The organism is Enterobacter sp. SLBN-59, assembly GCF_024807915.1.
Taxonomy (GTDB): domain Bacteria; phylum Pseudomonadota; class Gammaproteobacteria; order Enterobacterales; family Enterobacteriaceae; genus Enterobacter; species Enterobacter asburiae_B.
The window spans coordinates 3,372,206-3,391,926 of sequence record NZ_JANUFI010000001.1; the positions used below are offsets into that span (position 1 = coordinate 3,372,206).

Here is a 19,721-nt window from a genome sequence, read left to right on the forward strand (position 1 = left end):
TCATTCGCTCATCTTATCACAACTGATAAAGCGAACCCTTAACCAGCCTGCAATGCCGTGATTTCAGATTTATCTGCCAGCCTTTTCAGCAGCATATTGAGCAGCACGCCGTACATCGGCAGGAAGAACACAATGCTGATGAGGACCTTGAAGCAGTAGTCCACCAGCGCGATTTCCATCCAGTGTTCGGCCATGAACGCATCCGGGCTGCGCCAGAAGGCGATGAAGAAGAAGGCCAGCGTATCGCTCACGTTACCGAACAGCGTGGAGGCGGTTGGCGCCATCCACCAGCGATGATTCTGACGCAGGCGGTTAAACACATGCACGTCGAGGATCTGCCCCAGCGCGTAGGCCATAAAGCTTGCCGCGGCGATACGGGCAACAAACAGGTTGAAGTGGGTTAACGCCTCAAAGCCCTGCCAGCTTCCCATATAAAACAGTGACGAAACCACGTACGAGATGAACAGCGCCGGGAGCATGACCGAAAAAATAATACGGCGAGCCAGCGGTGCGCCAAAGATACGCACGGTCAAATCCGTCGCGAGGAAAATAAACGGGAAGCTGAATGCGCCCCAGGTGGTATGAAAACCAAAGATGGAGATTGGGAGTTGCACCAGATAGTTGCTGGAGGTGATCACCAGCAAATGGAAAAGCGAAAGCCAGAACAACGCTTTTACGCGCTGTGATTCAGAAAACGACGTCATATTGTGACCTTTTTATACGTTGGGGTGAGGGAACCCAATAAAAACCGCAGCATGATACTGCTTTGGCAGGACATTGCAATGGTTAGTTTTTACGCAATCGTTAACCTGGTTTGCATTGATCGCAACCGGGCGTAAACTACAGCCGTTTTTACCAGACCGAGAAGACCATGACCGACCTGTTTTCCAGCCCAGACCACACTCTTGATGCCCAGGGCCTTCGCTGCCCGGAACCGGTAATGATGGTACGTAAGACCGTGCGCAACATGCAGACCGGTGAAACGCTGCTGATTATTGCCGACGACCCGGCCACGACCCGCGATATTCCCGGCTTTTGTACCTTTATGGAGCATGAGCTGGTGGCACAGCAGACCGAGGCGCTGCCGTACCGGTATTTGATTCGTAAGGGGTAGATGGGCTGGCGTTGCTGTAGGTCGGGTAAGGCGAGGCCGCCACCCGACGAATATGTGTCCTCTGCGGCCTGATGCCCTCACCCCGGCCCTCTCCCACGGGGAGAGGGTGCAAACACTAAAAACGGCAATCTTTGATTGCCGTTTTGCGTTTGCCTAGCCTTTCATCCACGCGCGGATCCCGTCCAGGAACATCTGCGTTGCCATCATCACCAGAATCAGCCCCATCAGGCGCTCCAGTGCGTTCACTCCTTTCTCACCCAGCAGGCGCAGGAACAGCGACGACTGCAGCAGGATGATAAACGTCCCGCCCCAGGCGATCAGCAGGGCAATCACCAGATGGCTCATCTGATTCGGATACTGGTGCGACAGCAGCATCAGCGTCGCCAGAATCGTCGGCCCGGCGACGAGTGGAATTGCCAGCGGCACGATAAACGGCTCTTCACCCGCAGGCAGGCCGCTGCTGCTGCCTTCCGCGCTCGGGAAAATCATCTTAATGGCAATCAGGAACAGGATAATCCCGCCGGAAATCGACACGGTTTCGGCGCGCAGGTTCAGGAACGCGAGAATTTTTTCACCGGCAAACAGGAAGATAAACATCACCAGCAGGGCGATGAGCAGCTCGCGGATCATGATCGCCCGGCGGCGCTTCGGCTCGGTGTGCTTCAGCACCGACATGAAGATAGGCAGGTTTCCCAGTGGATCCATAATCAGGATCAATAAAACCGCCGCGGAAATGATTTCACTCATCTTTAAATTATCCCTGATACTTAGTAGTGTTATTCCGATGATTAGCGCTTTTTCTGATTGCCGGGCAATCATCGATTAATTTCGCTTGCGACTTTGGCAGCATTTTGTAATGTGAAGCATATCCCAGTTCAATACTGGCTTGCACAATCAGCACACACCCTCAGCAGGAAAAAAATGCTATGAAAAACGTTGGTTTTATCGGCTGGCGCGGTATGGTCGGCTCTGTACTCATGCAACGCATGGTTGAAGAGCGCGATTTCGACGCTATCCGCCCGGTCTTCTTCTCCACTTCCCAGCTCGGCCAGGCTGCTCCGTCCTTTGGTGGTACCACAGGCACGTTGCAGGATGCTTACGATCTGGAAGCGCTGAAGGCACTCGACATTATTGTGACGTGCCAGGGCGGCGATTATACCAACGAAATCTATCCAAAGCTGCGTGAAAGCGGCTGGCAGGGCTACTGGATTGACGCGGCCTCTTCGCTGCGTATGAAAGACGATGCCATCATCATTCTCGACCCGGTGAACCAGGGCGTCATCACCGACGGCCTGAACAACGGCGTGAAAACCTTTGTCGGCGGTAACTGCACCGTCAGCCTGATGCTGATGTCCCTCGGCGGCCTGTTCGCGCAGGATCTGGTGGAGTGGGTCTCCGTGGCGACCTACCAGGCGGCGTCCGGCGGCGGCGCGCGTCACATGCGCGAGCTGCTGACCCAGATGGGCCAGCTGCACCAGAGCGTCGCGACCGAGCTGGCAAACCCGGCGTCCGCGATCCTCGATATTGAACGTAAAGTGACTCAGCTGACCCGCAGCGGCGAGCTGCCGGTGGACAACTTCGGCGTACCGCTGGCCGGTGGCCTGATCCCATGGATCGACAAACAGCTGGATAACGGCCAGACCCGCGAAGAGTGGAAGGGCCAGGCCGAGACCAACAAAATCCTCGCGACCGCGAACACCATTCCGGTTGACGGTCTGTGCGTGCGTATCGGCGCGCTGCGCTGCCACAGCCAGGCCTTCACCATTAAACTGAAAAAAGATGTGTCTATTCCGACCGTGGAAGAGCTGCTGGCCGCGCACAACCCGTGGGCGAAAGTGGTGCCAAACGATCGCGATATCACCATGCGCGAGCTGACCCCGGCTGCCGTGACCGGCACGCTGACCACGCCGGTTGGCCGTCTGCGCAAGCTGAACATGGGGCCGGAGTACCTCTCCGCGTTCACCGTCGGCGACCAGCTCCTGTGGGGCGCCGCCGAGCCGCTGCGCCGCATGCTGCGCCAGCTGGCGTAATAATTTGTTAACTACCGGGGGTGATTTTCACCCCTTTTTTTTGCGTACTACATGGAGTAACACGCGTATGTCTTATTTTTTATCAGGAGTCATCTAGAGCGTTGGCTATGCTTTAAGGAAGAGTCATTTCTTACCTGAGGTTCGAACGGAGCAGAATGGATGCACATTTTTGTGCTGTCCCGTTCAGGTCACATTAAAAGTCGTCCCGGAGCGCTTAAAAAGGACGACATAAAAAACAGGATGAATACCATGTCCGATCGTGTGGATAGAGACGTGATTAATGCGCTTATTGCGGGTCATTTTGCTGACCCCTTTTCTGTGCTTGGGATGCATCAAACTGAGGATGGCCTTGAAGTTCGGGCACTGTTACCGGATGCCACAGAAGTCTGGGTGATTGAACCCAAAACCGGCCGCAAGGTCGGTAATCTTGAATGCCTCGATTCCCGTGGCTTCTTCTCGGGCGTGATGCCCCGCCGTAAAAACCCTTTTCGCTATCAGCTCGCCGTTCTCTGGCACGGTCAGCAAAACCTGATTGACGATCCTTACAGCTTTGGCCCTCTGCTTAAAGAGATGGATGCCTGGCTGCTCTCCGAAGGAACGCATCTTCGCCCTTATGAAACGCTGGGTGCCCATGCCGATACCATGGACGGCATTACCGGCACGCGATTCTCCGTGTGGGCGCCTAACGCCCAGCGCGTCTCCGTTGTCGGCCAGTTCAACTATTGGGACGGTCGCCGCCATCCGATGCGCCTGCGCCGGGAAACCGGCATCTGGGAGCTGTTTATCCCCGGAGCGCACCCCGGGCAGCTTTATAAATTCGAGATGATCGACGCCAACGGCAAGCTGCGCATCAAAGCCGACCCGTATGCCTTCGAAGCGCAGATGCGCCCGGATACCGCGTCGCTGATTTGCGGCCTGCCGGAGAAGGTCGTCCAGACGGAGGAGCGCAAACAGGCCAACCGCTTTGATGCGCCGATCTCCGTCTATGAGGTACACCTTGGCTCCTGGCGTCGCCATACCGATAACAACTTCTGGCTCAGCTACCGGGAGCTTGCCGACCAGCTGGTGCCCTATGCCAAATGGATGGGCTTTACCCACCTTGAGCTGCTGCCGGTCAACGAGCACCCGTTCGACGGCAGCTGGGGCTATCAGCCTACCGGGCTGTATGCGCCAACGCGCCGCTTCGGCACGCGCGATGACTTCCGCTATTTCATTGATGCCGCGCATGCCGCCGGGCTGAACGTCATCCTCGACTGGGTGCCGGGCCATTTCCCATCGGATGACTTTGCGCTGGCAGAGTTTGATGGCACGAAGCTGTACGAGCACAGCGACCCGCGCGAAGGCTATCACCAGGACTGGAACACGCTGATCTATAACTACGGTCGCCGTGAGGTCGCAAACTATCTGGTCGGGAATGCCCTGTACTGGATCGAGCGGTTTGGCATTGATGCCCTGCGCGTCGATGCGGTGGCGTCGATGATCTACCGCGACTACAGCCGCAAAGAGGGCGAGTGGATCCCGAACGAGTTTGGCGGCCGTGAAAACCTGGAAGCGATTGAATTTCTGCGCAATACCAACCGCATTATCGGCGAACAGGTGGACGGTGCCGTGACCATGGCGGAAGAGTCGACCGACTTTGCGGGCGTCTCCCGTCCGCCGTCATCAGGCGGCCTGGGGTTCTGGTATAAGTGGAACCTGGGCTGGATGCACGACACGCTCGACTACATGAAGCTGGATCCGGTTCACCGTAAGTATCATCACGATAAGCTGACGTTCGGGATGCTCTACAACTACACCGAAAACTTCATGCTGCCGCTGTCGCACGATGAAGTGGTACACGGCAAAAAATCCATTCTCGACCGCATGCCGGGCGACGCGTGGCAGAAGTTTGCCAACCTGCGCGCCTACTACGGCTGGATGTTTGCCTTCCCGGGCAAGAAACTGCTGTTTATGGGCAATGAGTTCGCCCAGGGACGCGAGTGGAACCACGATGCCAGCCTCGACTGGCACCTGCTGGAAGGCGGCGACAACTGGCACCACGGGGTGCAGCGTCTGGTGCGCGACCTGAACCTGACCTATCGCCACCACAAAGCGCTGCACGAGCTCGACTTCGATCCGTACGGCTTTGAGTGGCTGGTGGTGGACGACCACGAGCGCTCGGTGTTTGTCTTTGTGCGTCGTGACAAAGCGGGTAACGAGATCGTCGTCGCCAGCAACTTCACGCCGGTGCCGCGCGAACATTACCGCTTCGGCATTAACCAACCGGGCAAATGGCGCGAGATCCTGAATACCGACTCCATGCACTATCACGGCAGCAACGCCGGTAACGGCGGGCTGGTCCAGAGCGACGCCATCGAAAGCCACGGGCGACCCAACTCCCTGAGCCTGACGCTGCCGCCGCTTGGCACCATCTGGCTGATGCGGGAGGGCGAATGACGCAGCTTACGGCAGGTAAACCCGAACCGCTCGGCGCACGTTTTGACGGAAAGGGTGTCAATTTCACCCTCTTTTCCGCTCACGCTGAGCGGGTAGAACTGTGCGTGTTTGATGGGGAAGGTAACGAGCACCGTTACGATTTACCCGCGCGCACGGGGGATACCTGGCACGGCTACCTGGCCGGAGGACGGCCAGGCATGCACTATGGCTTTCGCGTACATGGTCCGTGGGATCCGGCGCAGGGGCACTGGTTTAACCCGGCGAAGCTGTTGATTGACCCGTGCGCGCACCGCGTGGACGGCGAATTTAAAGACGACCCGCTGTTCCACGTGGGCTACGGCGAGCCCGACCACCGCGACAGCGCGCCCGTCGCGCCAAAAAGCGTGGTGGTAAACGATCTTTATGACTGGGAAGACGATGCCCCGCCGCAGACGCCGTGGGGCAATACCGTTATTTATGAAGCCCACGTCAAAGGGCTGACGTACCTGCACCCGTCGATCCCCAAAGAGATGCGCGGCACCTATAAGGCGCTCGGGCATCCCACCATGATTGCCTACCTGAAACACCTCGGCATCACCGCGCTGGAACTGTTACCCGTGGCCCATTTCGCCAGCGAGCCGCGCCTGCAGCGGCTGGGGCTAAGCAACTACTGGGGCTACAACCCGCTGGCGATGTTCGCGCTTGAGCCACGCTATGCCGCCCATCCGGAAACGGCGCGGGACGAGTTTCGCGATGCGGTGAAGGCGCTCCATACGGCGGGCATTGAGGTCATTCTGGACGTCGTGCTCAACCACAGTGCCGAAAGCGATCTCGACGGTCCGACGCTCTCCATGCGCGGAATTGATAACCGTAGCTATTATTGGATCAGGCAGGATGGCGATTATGAGAACTGGACCGGCTGCGGTAACACGCTCAACCTCAGCCATCCGGCGGTCACGCATTTTGCTTATGAATGCCTGAAATACTGGGTGGAGACGTTCCACGTCGACGGTTTTCGTTTCGATCTGGCACCCGTGATGGGGCGCACGCCAGCGTTCAGCCAGCAGGCGCCGCTGTTTGAGGCGATAAAAAACTGTCCGGTGCTCTCGCAGGTGAAGCTCATTGCCGAGCCGTGGGACATCGGGGAAGGCGGTTATCAGGTCGGGAATTTCCCGCCGCTGTTTGCCGAGTGGAACGATCACTACCGCGATGCCGCGCGCCGCTTCTGGCTGGAACGGAATCTGTCGCTGGGGGAGTTCGCCGGACGCTTTGCCGCTTCAAGCGATCTCTTTAAGCGCGACGGCAAACGCCCGTCGGCCACCGTCAATCTGTTGACGGCACACGACGGTTTTACGCTCAGGGACTGCGTTTGTTTCAATCAGAAACACAATGAGGCAAACGGCGAAGAGAATCGCGATGGTACTAACAATAACCATAGCTTTAATCATGGTATAGAAGGGTTAGGCGGAAGCCTTGACGTCATCGAGCGGCGACGCGCCAGCGTTCACGCTTTGCTGACAACGCTTTTATTGTCGCAGGGCACGCCGATGCTGCTGGCAGGCGATGAACACGGCCACAGCCAGCACGGTAACAACAATGCGTATTGCCAGGACAACACGTTAACCTGGCTCGACTGGGGTGAAGCCAACAGCGGGCTGATTCATTTTACCGCTGCGCTGATCCATCTTCGCCAGCAGATCCCCGCGCTGACCGCCGACCGCTGGTGGGAAGAGGGTGACGGCAACGTTCGCTGGTTGAATCAAGACGCGCAACCGTTAAGCGCGCAAGAGTGGCAACACGGCGTACCACGCCTGCAAATCCTGCTGTCGGATAAATGGCTGGTCACGCTGAACGCGACGGATGACGTCGCAGAGATTGTTTTACCTGAAGGGGAATGGCGAGCTGTTCCCCCCTTTGCCGGAGCGGATAATCCGGTAGTAATGGCTGTCTGGCACGGGCCTGCGCACGGAGTGTGCGTATTCCAAAGATGATAAAAAAGGAGTTAGTCATGGTTAGATTAGAGAAGAACGATCCCTTAATGTTGGCACGCCAGCTACCATTAAAAACGGTTGCCCTGATACTTGCGGGTGGACGTGGTACCCGTCTGAAAGATTTGACCATCAAGCGCGCGAAACCGGCCGTTCACTTTGGTGGTAAGTTCCGTATCATCGACTTTGCGCTCTCCAACTGCCTGAACTCGGGCATTCGCCGTATTGGCGTCATTACGCAGTATCAGTCGCACACGCTGGTTCAGCATATCCAGCGCGGCTGGTCATTCTTCAGCGAAGAGATGAACGAGTTTGTCGATCTCCTTCCCGCTCAGCAACGCGTCCACGGTGAGAACTGGTACCGCGGAACGGCGGATGCAGTGACGCAGAACCTCGACATCATTCGCCGCTATAACGCGGAATACATCGTGATCCTCGCCGGGGACCATATCTACAAGCAAGATTACTCCCACATGCTCATCGACCACGTCGAAAAAGGGGCGCGCTGCACCGTAGCGTGTCTGCCTGTGCCCGTTGCTGAAGCGACGGCGTTTGGCGTGATGCACGTGGATGCCGACGACAAAATTATCGACTTTGTTGAAAAGCCGGCGAACCCGCCAACCATGCCGGGCGATGACACCAAATCGCTCGCCAGCATGGGGATTTATGTCTTTGATGCAGATTATCTTTATGAGCTGCTTGAAGACGACGATAAAGACGAAAACTCCAGCCACGACTTCGGTAAAGACATCATTCCGAAAATCACTAAAGCTGGCATGGCGTATGCACATCCTTTCCCGCTGTCCTGCGTGCAGTCCGACCCCAATGCGGAACCTTACTGGCGCGATGTGGGAACCCTGGAAGCGTACTGGAAAGCGAACCTCGACCTGGCGTCGGTCACGCCTGAGCTGGATATGTACGACCAGAACTGGCCGATTCGTACCCATATGGAATCGCTGCCGCCGGCCAAATTCGTGCAGGACCGCTCCGGCAGCCACGGTATGACGCTGAACTCGCTGGTGTCCGGCGGGTGCATTATTTCAGGCTCTGTGGTGGTGCAGTCGGTGCTGTTCCCCCGCGTGCGGATAAATTCATTCTGTAATATCGATTCGGCAGTCTTACTGCCTGATGTCTGGGTAGGGCGCTCGTGCCGTCTGCGTCGCTGCGTTATCGATCGTGCCTGCGTCATTCCGGAAGGGATGGTGATTGGTGAGAACGCGGAAGAAGACGCGCGTCGTTTCTATCGTTCGGAAGAGGGGATCGTGTTAGTCACACGGGAAATGTTGCGGAAGCTGCAGATCAAACAGGAGCGATGATGCAGGTTTTACATGTATGTTCTGAGATGTTCCCGTTGTTAAAAACGGGCGGTCTGGCAGATGTTCTGGGTGCATTACCGGCGGCGCAAATCGCCGGAGGCGTGGATACCCGAGTCCTGCTGCCCGCCTTTCCGGATATCCGGCGCGGTATTCCGGATGCAAAAGTGGTGACCCGCCGTGAGACCTTCGCCGGACGCATCACCCTGCTGTTTGGACATTACAATGGCGTAGGGATTTACCTGATCGACGCGCCGCACTTATACGATCGACCGGGCAGCCCGTATCACGATACGAACCTGTTCGCCTACACCGATAACGTGCTGCGCTTTGCGCTGCTCGGCTGGGTCGGGGCAGAAATGGCGACGGGGCTGGATCCGTTCTGGCGCCCGGATGTGGTGCACGCGCACGACTGGCACGCCGGGCTTGCCCCGGCGTATCTCGCGGCGCGCGGCCATCCGGCGAAATCGGTCTTTACCGTGCATAACCTGGCGTATCAGGGGATGTACTATGCCCATCACATGAGTGAAATCGATCTGCCATTATCGTTCTATAACATGCACGGGCTGGAATTTAACGGGCAGATCTCGTTCCTGAAAGCCGGGCTGTATTACGCCGATCATATTACCGCCGTGAGCCCAACCTACGCGCGTGAGATCACCCAGCCGGAGTTTGGTTACGGCATGGAAGGGTTGCTGCAACAGCGCCACCGCGAAGGCCGCCTGTCGGGCATTCTGAACGGCGTGGATGAACAGATCTGGAGCCCGGAAACCGATCTCCTGCTGGCGGCGCGCTATGGCCGTGATTCCGTGGAAGACAAAGCGGAGAACAAACGCCAGCTGCAGATTGCAATGGGCCTGAAGGTTAACGATAAAGTGCCGCTGTTCGCGGTGGTCAGCCGCCTGACCAGCCAGAAAGGGCTGGATCTGGTGCTGGAGGCGTTGCCCGGTTTACTGGAGCAGGGCGGACAGCTGGCGCTGCTCGGCGCGGGCGACCCGGTGCTGCAGGAAGGCTTCCTTGCCGCTGCGGCGGAACATCCGGGGCAGGTGGGCGTGCAGATTGGCTATCACGAAGCGTTCTCGCACCGCATCATGGGAGGCGCGGACGTCATCCTGGTGCCGAGCCGTTTCGAACCCTGCGGCCTGACGCAGCTTTACGGCCTGAAATACGGCACGCTGCCGCTGGTGCGCCGCACGGGCGGACTGGCGGATACCGTATCCGATAGCTCTTTGGAAAACCTGGCGGACGGTATCGCCAGCGGGTTTGTCTTTGAGGACAGTAATGCCTGGTCGCTGCTTCGGGCGATTCGGCGTGCTTTCGTCTTGTGGTCCCGTCCATCGCTCTGGCGTTACGTTCAGCGTCAGGCGATGTCCATGGACTTTAGCTGGCATGTCGCGGCGCAGTCATACCGCGATCTCTATCAACGCTTGATGTAACGAGGCGAAGTTACTGATATGAACGCTCCATTTAGCTACTCTTCACCCACGCTCAGCGTTGAGGCGTTAAAGCACTCCATCGCCTACAAGCTGATGTTCACCATCGGGAAAGATCCGGTTATCGCCAACAAGCACGAGTGGCTGAACGCCACCCTGTTTGCGGTGCGTGACCGTTTAGTGGAACGCTGGCTGCGCTCAAACCGCGCCCAGCTCTCGCAGGAAACGCGTCAGGTTTACTACCTGTCGATGGAATTTTTGATTGGCCGCACGCTGTCCAACGCGCTGTTGTCGCTCGGAATTTATGACGACGTTAAAACCGCCCTGGAAGAGATGGGGTTAGATTTAGAAGAGCTGATCGACGAAGAGAACGACCCGGGGCTCGGCAACGGCGGTCTGGGGCGTCTCGCCGCCTGCTTCCTCGACTCGCTGGCAACGCTGGCGCTGCCGGGCCGCGGCTACGGTATTCGCTACGACTACGGTATGTTCAAACAGAATATCGTCGACGGGCGCCAGAAAGAGTCGCCGGACTACTGGCTGGAGTACGGCAACCCGTGGGAGTTTAAGCGCCACAATACGCGCTACAAGGTGCGCTTTGGCGGACGTATCCAGCAGGAAGGCAAAAAATCCCGCTGGGTAGAAACGGAAGAGATCCTGGCCGTGGCCTACGACCAGATTATCCCCGGCTATGACACCGATGCCACCAACACGCTGCGCCTGTGGAGCGCCCAGGCCAGTAGCGAAATCAACCTCGGTAAATTCAACCAGGGGGACTACTTTGCGGCGGTGGAAGACAAAAACCACTCCGAGAACGTGTCCCGCGTGCTGTACCCGGATGACTCGACCTACTCCGGTCGCGAGCTGCGCCTGCGTCAGGAGTATTTCCTCGTCTCCTCGACGATTCAGGATATCCTCAGCCGCCACCATCAGCTGCACAAAACCTACGCCAACCTGGCGGAGAAAACCGCGATCCACCTTAACGACACCCACCCGGTGCTCTCCATTCCGGAGCTGATGCGCCTGCTGATCGACGAACACAAGTTCAGCTGGGATGACGCGTTTGAAGTGACCTGTCAGGTATTCTCCTACACCAACCACACGCTGATGAGCGAAGCGCTGGAAACGTGGCCGGTAGACATGCTCGGCAAAATCCTGCCGCGCCATCTGCAGATTATCTTTGAGATTAACGACTACTTCCTCAAGACCCTGCAGGAGCAATACCCGAACGATACCGGGCTGCTGAGCCGCGCATCCATCATTGATGAATCGAACGGGCGCCGCGTGCGCATGGCCTGGCTGGCGGTCGTCATCAGCCACAAGGTCAACGGCGTGTCCGAGCTCCACTCGAACCTGATGGTGCAGTCGCTTTTTGCGGACTTCGCGAAAATCTTTCCGACGCGGTTCTGCAACGTGACCAACGGCGTCACGCCGCGCCGCTGGCTGGCGCTGGCCAACCAGCCGCTCTCTGAGGTGCTGGACGAGAATATCGGCCGTACCTGGCGTACCGACTTGAGCCAGCTGAGCGAGCTGGAACAGCATATTGATTTCCCGACGGTGAACAAAGCCGTGCGCGAAGCCAAGCTGCTGAACAAAAAGCGTCTGGCGGTCTGGCTGGCGATGCACCTCAACGTGGTGGCAAACCCGAAAGCGCTGTTTGACGTTCAGATCAAACGCATCCACGAATACAAGCGTCAGCTGATGAACGTGCTGCACGTGATCACCCATTACAACCGTATTAAGGCCGATCCAACGGCCGAATGGGTGCCGCGCGTGAAGATCTTCGCCGGTAAGGCGGCTTCCGCCTACTACATGGCCAAGCACATCATTCATCTCATCAACGACGTGGCGAAGGTAGTCAACCAGGATCCGGACATTGGCGACAAGCTGAAAGTGGTGTTCATTCCGAACTACAGCGTGAGCCTGGCGCAGATGATCATCCCGGCGGCGGATCTCTCTGAGCAGATTTCCACGGCGGGTACGGAAGCATCCGGCACCAGTAACATGAAGTTTGCCCTCAACGGCGCGCTGACCATTGGTACGCTTGACGGGGCGAACGTCGAGATGCTGGAGCACGTGGGCGAAGAAAATATCTTTATCTTCGGTAATACGACGGAAGAGGTGGAGGCGCTGCGCAGGAAAGGCTACTCGCCGCGTCAATATTACGAAGAGGATGAAGAGTTACGTCAGGTGCTGACGCAGATCGCCACCGGCGTGTTTAGCCCGGATGAACCGAGCCGCTATCGCGATCTGGTCGATTCGCTGATTAACTTTGGCGATCACTACCAGGTGCTGGCGGACTATCGCAGCTACGTGGACTGTCAGGATAAGGTTGACGAGCTGTACCGTCAGCAGGAGAAGTGGACCAGCGCCGCGATGTATAACATCGCCAATATGGGCTATTTCTCGTCCGACAGGACCATCAAGGAATATGCCGAGACGATCTGGCATATTGATCCGGTGAGGTTGTAAAAGCAAAACGGCAACCTCGGTTGCCGTTTTTAGTGTTTGTTCCCTCTCCCTGTGGGAGAGGGTCAGGGTGAGGGCATCAGCCCGCACCGATCGTATTACGACGCCAGCGACAGCTCACGCTTCCCCGCATTTTGCTGTAACCACTGCGCCACGCGAGACTGTTGCTCGGCGTTGAGCCACATCCCTTCTTTGGTACGACGCCAGATAGCATCATCCAGACGACGAACCCACTCGTGCTCAACCAGGTAGCGCAGCTCGGCTTCGTACAGCTCGTGGCCGAAATGTTCGCCCAGATCCGCAATGTCCTTCGCGTCGGCCAGGAAAAGCTCGGTATTGCTGCCGTAGGTGCGGGCATAGTGGCGCGCCATCCCTTCGGTGATGAACGGGAAGCGACGGCGCAGCTTCGCGGCATAATCATCGCGATTGTCGCCGATATCACCGCCGGGCAATACCGCGCCTTTGGTCCACGCCGGGCCAATACCTTTATAGTACGGTGCCAGTTTTTCCAGCGCGTGCTCGGCCAGCTTGCGGTAGGTGGTCAGCTTGCCGCCAAACACGGAAAGCAGCGGCGCCTGACCGTCAACGTCGTGAATATCGAGCGTGTAGTCGCGAGTAATCGCCTGCGGTGAGTCAGACTCGTCATCGCACAGCGGACGCACGCCGGAGTAGGTCCAGACCACGTCATCGCGTGACAGCTGTTTCTTAAAGTGCGCGTTATACACTTTGAGCAGGTAGTTCACTTCGCTCTCGTCGATCTCGACGTTCTTCGGATCGCCTTTGTACTCCACGTCGGTGGTGCCGATGATCGAGAACTCGTCCATCCACGGGATCACAAACACGATGCGCTTGTCTTCGTTCTGTAGAATGTAGGCCTGCTTCTGCGTATGCACGCGCGGTACCACAATGTGGCTGCCCTTGATCAGGCGAATGCCGTACGGCGAAGGCAGATGCATGCCGTCGTCGAAGAACTGCTTCACCCACGGGCCGGTGGCGTTCACCAGACCGCGCGCTTTCCAGCTGAATTTCTCGCCGGTATCGATGTCTTCCGCTTCCACAATCCACAGGCCGTTTTCACGACGGGCAGAGGTCGCACGGGTACGGGTTTTCACCTCGCCACCTTTCTTCTCGACCATCTGGGCATTCGCCAGCACCAGACGCGCATCGTCCACCCAGCAGTCGGAATATTCGAAACCGCGCACGATTTCAGGCTTAAGGACCGATTCTGAGCCAAAACGCAAACCTGTCGAACCCGGGAGGCTGGTGCGTTTACCCAGATGATCGTACATAAACAGACCGATTCGAATCATCCACGCCGGACGCAGATGCGGGCGATGGGGCAGGCGGAAGCGCATCGGAATCGCCAGATGCGGGGCCATTTTCAGCAGCACTTCACGTTCGGCCAGTGCTTCACTGACCAGGCGGAATTCGTAGTGTTCCAGGTAGCGCAGGCCACCGTGAATCAGTTTGGAGCTGGCGGACGACGTCGCGCAGGCGAGGTCGTTAGCTTCCAGCATCAGTACGGATAAACCGCGTCCTGCGGCATCGACCGCAATACCGGCACCGTTGATGCCACCGCCTATCACAATCAGATCTTTGGTTTCCATAACACCCTCATGCACTTTCGTTAAAGCTCAGAAATGTTCGATATCGCTCATAATAGCAAAGGAACGCGCTTTTGGTAACATCAAAAAAACAATTTAGAGTGATATGGATAACATAATGGCGTTTACCCGCCGCCAGGACGTACACTACGGGGTAAAATAGTGCGGTCTGATGCTCTCTCCCCTCACCCTAACCCTCTCCCCAGAGGGGCGAGGGGATGGTTTGCTCCCTCTCCCTTTTAGGGAGAGGGCAGGGGTGAGGGTCAGCAGGCGGCATAAAACCTGAATAAGCGAAAGAGAACACCATGGATCAGTTTGAATGTATTAACGTAGAAGAAGCCCACCAGAAGATGCACCAGGGAAAAGCGGTGCTGGTGGACATCCGCGATCCGCAGAGTTTTGCGATGGGCCACACGCCGGGCGCGTTTCATCTCACTAACGACACGCTGGGCGCGTTTATGCGCGATAACGACTTCGAGACGCCGGTGATGGTCATGTGCTACCACGGCAACAGCAGCAAAGGCGCGGCGCAGTATCTGCTTCAGCAGGGCTACGACGCGGTATACAGCGTCGACGGCGGTTTCGATGCCTGGCATCGTCATTTCCCGGCAGAAGTGGAATACGCTTTTGAGCGCTGATCCCGCTATACTGTCCCCTTTTGTGTGGAAATAAGCGACCGCTGCCCATGTTGATGATCACCTCTTTTACCAACCCGCGCGTCGCCCAGGCGTTTGTCGACTATATGGCGACGCAGGGCGTTATTCTGACCATTCAGCAACATACGCAGACCGACGTCTGGCTGGCCGACGAGAGCCAGGCCGCGCGCGTAAACGAAGAGCTGGCGCGTTTTCTTGAGAACCCCGGCGACCCGCGCTATCTGGCGGCCAGCTGGCAGTCCGGGCAGACCGACAGCGGACTGCACTACAGCCGTTTTCCCTTCCTCGCCACCATCCGCGAGCGCGCCGGCCCGTTTACGCTGCTGCTGATGGCGGCCTGCATTATCGTTTTCATCATTATGAACGTGGTGGGCGACCAGAGCGTGATGATTGCCCTGGCCTGGCCCTATGACCCGTCTCTTGAGTTTGACGTCTGGCGCTACTTTAGCCACGCGCTGATGCACTTCTCGGTGATGCATATTCTCTTCAACCTGCTCTGGTGGTGGTATCTCGGCGGCGCTGTTGAAAAGCGTCTGGGCAGCGGCAAGCTGATCGTTATCACCCTTATCAGCGCCCTGCTGAGCGGCTATGTGCAGCACAAGTTCAGCGGGCCGTGGTTCGGCGGGCTGTCGGGCGTCGTGTATGCCCTGATGGGCTATGTCTGGCTTCGCGGGGAGCGCGATCCGGAAAGCGGCATCTATCTGCAACGCGGATTAATAACCTTTGCGTTAATATGGCTAATTGCCGGATGGTTTGATCTGTTTGGTATGTCTATTGCCAACGGTGCACACGTCGCCGGGCTGGCCGTGGGGCTGGCGATGGCCTTTGCCGACACGCTCCATGCGCGAAAACGAACATAATTCTCAGGGATAATTGATGAAACAAACACAACGTCATGACGCTATTATCGAACTGGTAAAAAAACAGGGATACGTCAGCACCGAAGAGCTGGTGGAGCAGTTTGCCGTCAGCCCACAAACCATCCGTCGTGACCTGAACGACCTGGCCGATCAGAACCGAATTCTTCGCCACCACGGCGGCGCGGCGCTGCCGTCCAGTTCGGTCAATACCTCCTGGCATGACCGTAAAGCCACGCAGACGGCAGAGAAAGAGCGCATTGCCCGCAAGGTCGCCAGCCAGATCCCGAACGGGGCGACGCTGTTTATTGATATCGGCACCACGCCGGAAGCGGTCGCCCATGCGCTGCTGGATCACGAGAACCTGCGCGTGGTCACGAACAACCTGAACGTGGCCAATACCCTGATGCAGAAAGACGACTTCCGCATCATCCTCGCGGGCGGCGAACTGCGCAGCCGCGACGGCGGCATTATCGGCGAAGCGACCCTCGATTTTATCTCTCAGTTCCGCCTCGACTTCGGCATTCTCGGGATCAGCGGCATCGACAGCGACGGCTCGCTGCTGGAGTTTGATTATCACGAGGTGCGCACCAAGCGCGCGATTATTGAGAACTCACGTCACGTGATGCTGGTGGTAGACCATTCGAAGTTTGGCCGAAATGCGATGGTAAACATGGGCAGCATCAGCATGGTGGATGCTGTTTATACCGACGTGATGCCGCCGGCGGGCGTGATGCAGGTGATTAAAGATAATAATTTGCAGTTAGAGTTGTGTTGAAAAGCCGTTCTCCCTCTCCCTGTGGGAGAGGGCCGGGGTGAGGGCATCAGACCGCAGAGGTCCTACACGCCATACCCCATCATCTTCAACAGCTGCTGCGCATGCTGCACCGCATCCTGACGATGCGCCACGCCCAACTTCTGATACAGATTGCGGATATGCGTTTTGATGGTGGTCGCCGCCACCGCAAGCTCACCGGCAATCTGCTCGTTGCTGTAGCCTGAATAGATCAGACCCAGAACCTGCCATTCGCGCTGCGTGAGCGGGCTGGTGCGGATAAGTTCCGGCACTTCCGGGTGGTTCAGCAGACGCTCAACAAAGTTCTCATCAAAATGCGCGAACTTGTGCCGATGATGCTGGTTAATCTCGCGCAGAATGCGCTGGGCGCGATGCTGGTCCAGCTCCGGCAGCGTGTTGAGCTGAATAAGCTGACGCAGCTGCTGCGCCATCACTTCACCTTCAATTACAAAGTGGCTGATAAAGCCGGTGCGGTTAGCCAGCTGCAGCGCTTCCAGCAGCACGCGCTGGGCATCGTTTTTACGACCCGCCTGCCAGTAAAGCTGGTTCAGCAGCAGCAGGTTGCGGTTCAGGTCGCTCATCAGACGCAGGCTGCGCGCGTTCTCGTTCAGCTCTTCCAGCACAATCTCTGCGGGCTCTAATTCACCGAGCAGGATCTGCGCGCGGGCAATGTTCCGCCACTGGCTCTGCAGGAAGTGGTTGTTCGCAAATTCGGGTTTTGGCGTCTGACGCAGCCAGTTGGCGGCGGATTTTTTATCGCCGGTCATCTGCCAGTAAATCACCCGGACCTTATCGGCGTTTGAGACCCAGTCGCTGTGATACTGACCGTTGCCGAGCAGGTTCTCCAGGCGGTTCAGATGGTTGCGGGCGTTATCGAGATCGCCGCGTGCCAGCGAGCACTGTACCAGCAGCGCCAGACACTGCAGCTGCTGCTGAGGCTGGAAGCTGGAAAGGACATCCACACCCTGGCGGGCGCAGCTTTCTGCTTCATCCAGACGCGACCATGCCCACAGCAGCTGAGCGCGAATACGCAACAGGAACTCGTGCATCGGCAGCTGTTCCAGGTGCTGTTCACGAATCAGCTGGAACGCTTTTTCCTGGTTTTCCCAGGCGGCCTGCAGGAACCCCTGCGCGAATAAAATCTCGCTCTGTTGGATCAGGCTCCACAGCGCGTAATGCCAGACATCATGACGACGCGCCATCTGTTCGGTTTGCTGCATCAGTGAAAGGGAACGGGTGAGGTCGCCTTTGCAGTGCAGCACTTCACCGTGCACAGAGGTCGCCACGATGCGGCTGTAGAAGTTAGCCAGCGGCAGTTCATCCAGCGCGACCATCGCCAGCCGTTCAGCTTCGTCCGGGTCGCCGTCGTTAATGGCCACCTGAGCGCGCAGCGCGTTAAATTCGCCGTGCAGGGTGGTATCCATTTCGCTTTCCATCTCCTGCTCGGCGCGTGCCAGCAGGGTGTTCACTTCGCTGTAGCGGTGCTGGCTCTGCATCAGCCAGGCCTGCAGCAGCACCAGACGCGGGTTCTCCAGCAGGCTTTCCCACGGCAGGGCTTTGAGAGACTCTTCCAGCAGGGTCAGCTCGCTGTGGTTAAACAGGCCCCACGCATGGTTGAGGAGGATATCGCGCAGCATGCTGGCATCACCGGCGGCCAGCGCGTGGTGGATGGCCTCGCTCGGGAAGCCTTGCGCCATCCAGCTTTCGGCAGCGGCGCGGTGGATCTCCGGCAGTTCAACCGCCAGTTCCCACTGACAGCGCTGGCGCAGGAAGCTGCCAAACAGCGGGTGATAGCTAAACCACTCGCCGGGATCGTCCATGCGCGTCAGGAAAAGGCCCTGACGTTCAATCTCTTCGAGCTGCAGCTGACCGTTTTCACAGCCCGTCACGCGCACGATGAGCGCATCGTTCATGGAGCGCAGCAGCGAGCTTTTCAGCAGGAAATTACGCGTCGAGGGATCGACGCTGTCCAGCACCTCATCCACCAGGTAGTCGGAAAGGTGACTGGCGTTGATGCCCGCCAGACGCCGGGCAGACTGATGCGCCGGACTGTTGTTTTGTCGGGCAGAGAGCGCGATGAGCTGCAGCGCCGTGGCCCAGCCGGCAACGTCATCACACAGACGGCTGCTCTCGGCGGCCTCAATCGGTGATGTCAGGCGGCAGTCAAAGAACTGTTTCGCTTCCTGGTGGGTAAAGGCCAGCTGCTGGCTGCCCACTTCCAGAAGCTGATCGCGCACGCGCAGGTTGGCAATACCCAACTGCGGCAGGTTGCGTGACAGCACCACTAAAGTCAGGTTTTCCGGCTGATGGCGCAGGAAGAAACGCATCGACTCATGAATCACCGGGTTAGTGATGAGATGGTAATCATCAATCACCACGTAAAGCGGGCGATGCCATTCGGCCAGTTCGATAAACAGCTGAGAGAAAAGGGAGGACAGGCTGGCGTACTGGCGCTTTTGCACCATCACCTCACTGGCGACGCAGTGTCCATGGGTGGCTTGCTGTATGGCGGCAATCAGATAGCTGGCAAAACGCTCCTGCTGGTTATCGCCCTCGTCGAGGGAGTACCAGCCAAGATCGCTTTTACCCGCGGCCCATTGCGAAATGAGCGTTGTTTTTCCATAGCCTGCAGGGCTCGTAACCAGCGCCAGTCGGAAATTATGCGCGCCGGAAAGTTTAGCCAACAGACGCTCGCGGACCACTGTATGGTCAAGACGAACCGGGCGACTTAATTTAGACGGAATCAACATAGGTTTCACTTCACTGTGGGGAACGAGAGATTTTATTTTTTTTGCGCTTCGTAATTAATACGATATAAGGTCGAACAGAAAGAGAACTATTGCAAGTTATGTCTGGGTTTTGTGGTTCTGAATTTGCACTCTGTCACAAAACATTCAGGCAAATGTTGGAACTTTCTCGAAAGGGCCGTAACGCCGCGTCACTGCTGGTTTGTCTGTATACATTGCCGCTGCGCTGAAACTGGTTTCAGAAAGGTATAGTGACGTCAAATTTAATAAAGTGCGGGTAAAGTTGAGTGAGAGTAATAGTC

At 57.4% G+C, this 19,721-nt stretch carries 14 protein-coding genes; 10 read left to right on the forward strand and 4 right to left on the reverse strand.

Annotation, left to right across the window (positions count from 1 at the left end):
* Window positions 1–38: 38 nt before the first annotated feature.
* A complete protein-coding gene (locus tag M2422_RS16020) occupies window positions 39–704 on the reverse strand; it encodes a 7-cyano-7-deazaguanine/7-aminomethyl-7-deazaguanine transporter (protein ID WP_023309514.1) in 666 nt (221 codons plus the stop codon).
* Between the two features lie 167 nt (window positions 705–871).
* On the opposite strand from M2422_RS16020, the gene tusA reads away from it, so the two are divergent.
* Window positions 872–1,114, forward strand: a complete 243-nt coding sequence (tusA, locus tag M2422_RS16025) for a sulfurtransferase TusA (RefSeq protein ID WP_008503071.1) — start codon at window positions 872–874, stop codon at window positions 1,112–1,114.
* Window positions 1,115–1,267: 153 nt separating this feature from the next.
* Here tusA and yhgN read toward each other — a convergent pair whose 3' ends face one another.
* Window positions 1,268–1,861: an NAAT family transporter YhgN gene (yhgN, locus tag M2422_RS16030; protein ID WP_003861574.1), complete on the reverse strand. Its 594-nt coding sequence runs from the start codon at window positions 1,859–1,861 to the stop codon at window positions 1,268–1,270.
* Window positions 1,862–2,040: 179 nt separating this feature from the next.
* Between yhgN and asd the strand changes: the two genes are divergently transcribed.
* The 6 genes from asd to glgP all read left to right on the forward strand — a co-directional run bounded on the left by asd (window position 2,041) and on the right by glgP (window position 12,762).
* The gene (asd, locus tag M2422_RS16035; RefSeq protein ID WP_033146834.1) at window positions 2,041–3,144 is read left to right on the forward strand and encodes an aspartate-semialdehyde dehydrogenase; all 1,104 of its coding nucleotides are present in this window, start codon (window positions 2,041–2,043) and stop codon (window positions 3,142–3,144) included.
* A 249-nt stretch (window positions 3,145–3,393) separates the two neighbouring features.
* Window positions 3,394–5,580 (forward strand): 1,4-alpha-glucan branching enzyme, encoded by a 2,187-nt coding sequence (gene glgB / locus M2422_RS16040; protein ID WP_064673716.1) that lies wholly within the window; start codon window positions 3,394–3,396, stop codon window positions 5,578–5,580.
* Window positions 5,577–7,550 carry a glycogen debranching protein GlgX gene (glgX, locus tag M2422_RS16045; protein WP_064673696.1) on the forward strand — a complete coding sequence of 658 codons (1,974 nt, stop codon included), beginning with the start codon at window positions 5,577–5,579 and terminating at the stop codon, window positions 7,548–7,550. The genes glgB and glgX overlap by 4 nt, the downstream gene beginning before the upstream one ends.
* Window positions 7,551–7,567: 17 nt before the next feature.
* Complete coding sequence (glgC, locus tag M2422_RS16050) at window positions 7,568–8,863, forward strand: glucose-1-phosphate adenylyltransferase (protein ID WP_023337914.1); 1,296 nt, start codon at window positions 7,568–7,570, stop codon at window positions 8,861–8,863.
* Window positions 8,863–10,296 carry a glycogen synthase GlgA gene (glgA, locus tag M2422_RS16055; protein ID WP_023309509.1) on the forward strand — a complete coding sequence of 478 codons (1,434 nt, stop codon included), beginning with the start codon at window positions 8,863–8,865 and terminating at the stop codon, window positions 10,294–10,296. Before glgC ends, glgA begins: the two co-directional genes overlap by 1 nt.
* 18 nt (window positions 10,297–10,314) lie before the next feature.
* The gene (gene glgP, locus M2422_RS16060; RefSeq protein ID WP_029740650.1) at window positions 10,315–12,762 is read left to right on the forward strand and encodes a glycogen phosphorylase; all 2,448 of its coding nucleotides are present in this window, start codon (window positions 10,315–10,317) and stop codon (window positions 12,760–12,762) included.
* A 95-nt stretch (window positions 12,763–12,857) separates the two neighbouring features.
* On the opposite strand, the gene glpD is transcribed toward glgP, so the two are convergent.
* A complete protein-coding gene (glpD, locus tag M2422_RS16065; RefSeq protein ID WP_047059847.1) occupies window positions 12,858–14,366 on the reverse strand; it encodes a glycerol-3-phosphate dehydrogenase in 1,509 nt (502 codons plus the stop codon).
* A 302-nt stretch (window positions 14,367–14,668) separates the two neighbouring features.
* On the opposite strand from glpD, the gene glpE reads away from it, so the two are divergent.
* From glpE to M2422_RS16080, 3 genes are read left to right on the forward strand one after another with little or no spacing between them, the layout of a single operon-like run.
* Window positions 14,669–15,001 (forward strand): thiosulfate sulfurtransferase GlpE, encoded by a 333-nt coding sequence (gene glpE, locus M2422_RS16070; protein WP_006177908.1) that lies wholly within the window; start codon window positions 14,669–14,671, stop codon window positions 14,999–15,001.
* A gap of 47 nt (window positions 15,002–15,048) precedes the next feature.
* On the forward strand, window positions 15,049–15,879 hold the full coding sequence (glpG, locus tag M2422_RS16075; protein WP_045888427.1) for a rhomboid family intramembrane serine protease GlpG: 831 nt from the start codon (window positions 15,049–15,051) through the stop codon (window positions 15,877–15,879).
* Between the two features lie 16 nt (window positions 15,880–15,895).
* Window positions 15,896–16,654: a DeoR/GlpR family transcriptional regulator gene (locus M2422_RS16080; RefSeq protein ID WP_008503060.1), complete on the forward strand. Its 759-nt coding sequence runs from the start codon at window positions 15,896–15,898 to the stop codon at window positions 16,652–16,654.
* A gap of 62 nt (window positions 16,655–16,716) precedes the next feature.
* On the opposite strand, the gene malT is transcribed toward M2422_RS16080, so the two are convergent.
* Window positions 16,717–19,422, reverse strand: a complete 2,706-nt coding sequence (gene malT / locus M2422_RS16085) for an HTH-type transcriptional regulator MalT (protein WP_029742188.1) — start codon at window positions 19,420–19,422, stop codon at window positions 16,717–16,719.
* Window positions 19,423–19,721 lie beyond the last annotated feature (299 nt).

Excerpts from the sequence above, each read along its gene's own strand:
- glgA (WP_023309509.1), top strand. The coding sequence starts at position 8,863 with ATGCAGGTTTTACATGTATGTTCTGAGATGTTCCCGTTGTTAAAAACG.
- yhgN (WP_003861574.1), bottom strand. The coding sequence starts at position 1,861 with ATGAGTGAAATCATTTCCGCGGCGGTTTTATTGATCCTGATTATGGAT.
- M2422_RS16080 (WP_008503060.1), top strand. The coding sequence starts at position 15,896 with ATGAAACAAACACAACGTCATGACGCTATTATCGAACTGGTAAAAAAA.
- M2422_RS16020 (WP_023309514.1), bottom strand. The coding sequence starts at position 704 with ATGACGTCGTTTTCTGAATCACAGCGCGTAAAAGCGTTGTTCTGGCTT.
- glgC (WP_023337914.1), top strand. The coding sequence starts at position 7,568 with ATGGTTAGATTAGAGAAGAACGATCCCTTAATGTTGGCACGCCAGCTA.
- tusA (WP_008503071.1), top strand. The coding sequence starts at position 872 with ATGACCGACCTGTTTTCCAGCCCAGACCACACTCTTGATGCCCAGGGC.
- glgP (WP_029740650.1), top strand. The coding sequence starts at position 10,315 with ATGAACGCTCCATTTAGCTACTCTTCACCCACGCTCAGCGTTGAGGCG.
- glgX (WP_064673696.1), top strand. The coding sequence starts at position 5,577 with ATGACGCAGCTTACGGCAGGTAAACCCGAACCGCTCGGCGCACGTTTT.
- glpD (WP_047059847.1), bottom strand. The coding sequence starts at position 14,366 with ATGGAAACCAAAGATCTGATTGTGATAGGCGGTGGCATCAACGGTGCC.
- glpE (WP_006177908.1), top strand. The coding sequence starts at position 14,669 with ATGGATCAGTTTGAATGTATTAACGTAGAAGAAGCCCACCAGAAGATG.
- malT (WP_029742188.1), bottom strand. The coding sequence starts at position 19,422 with ATGTTGATTCCGTCTAAATTAAGTCGCCCGGTTCGTCTTGACCATACA.
- glgB (WP_064673716.1), top strand. The coding sequence starts at position 3,394 with ATGTCCGATCGTGTGGATAGAGACGTGATTAATGCGCTTATTGCGGGT.
- glpG (WP_045888427.1), top strand. The coding sequence starts at position 15,049 with ATGTTGATGATCACCTCTTTTACCAACCCGCGCGTCGCCCAGGCGTTT.
- asd (WP_033146834.1), top strand. The coding sequence starts at position 2,041 with ATGAAAAACGTTGGTTTTATCGGCTGGCGCGGTATGGTCGGCTCTGTA.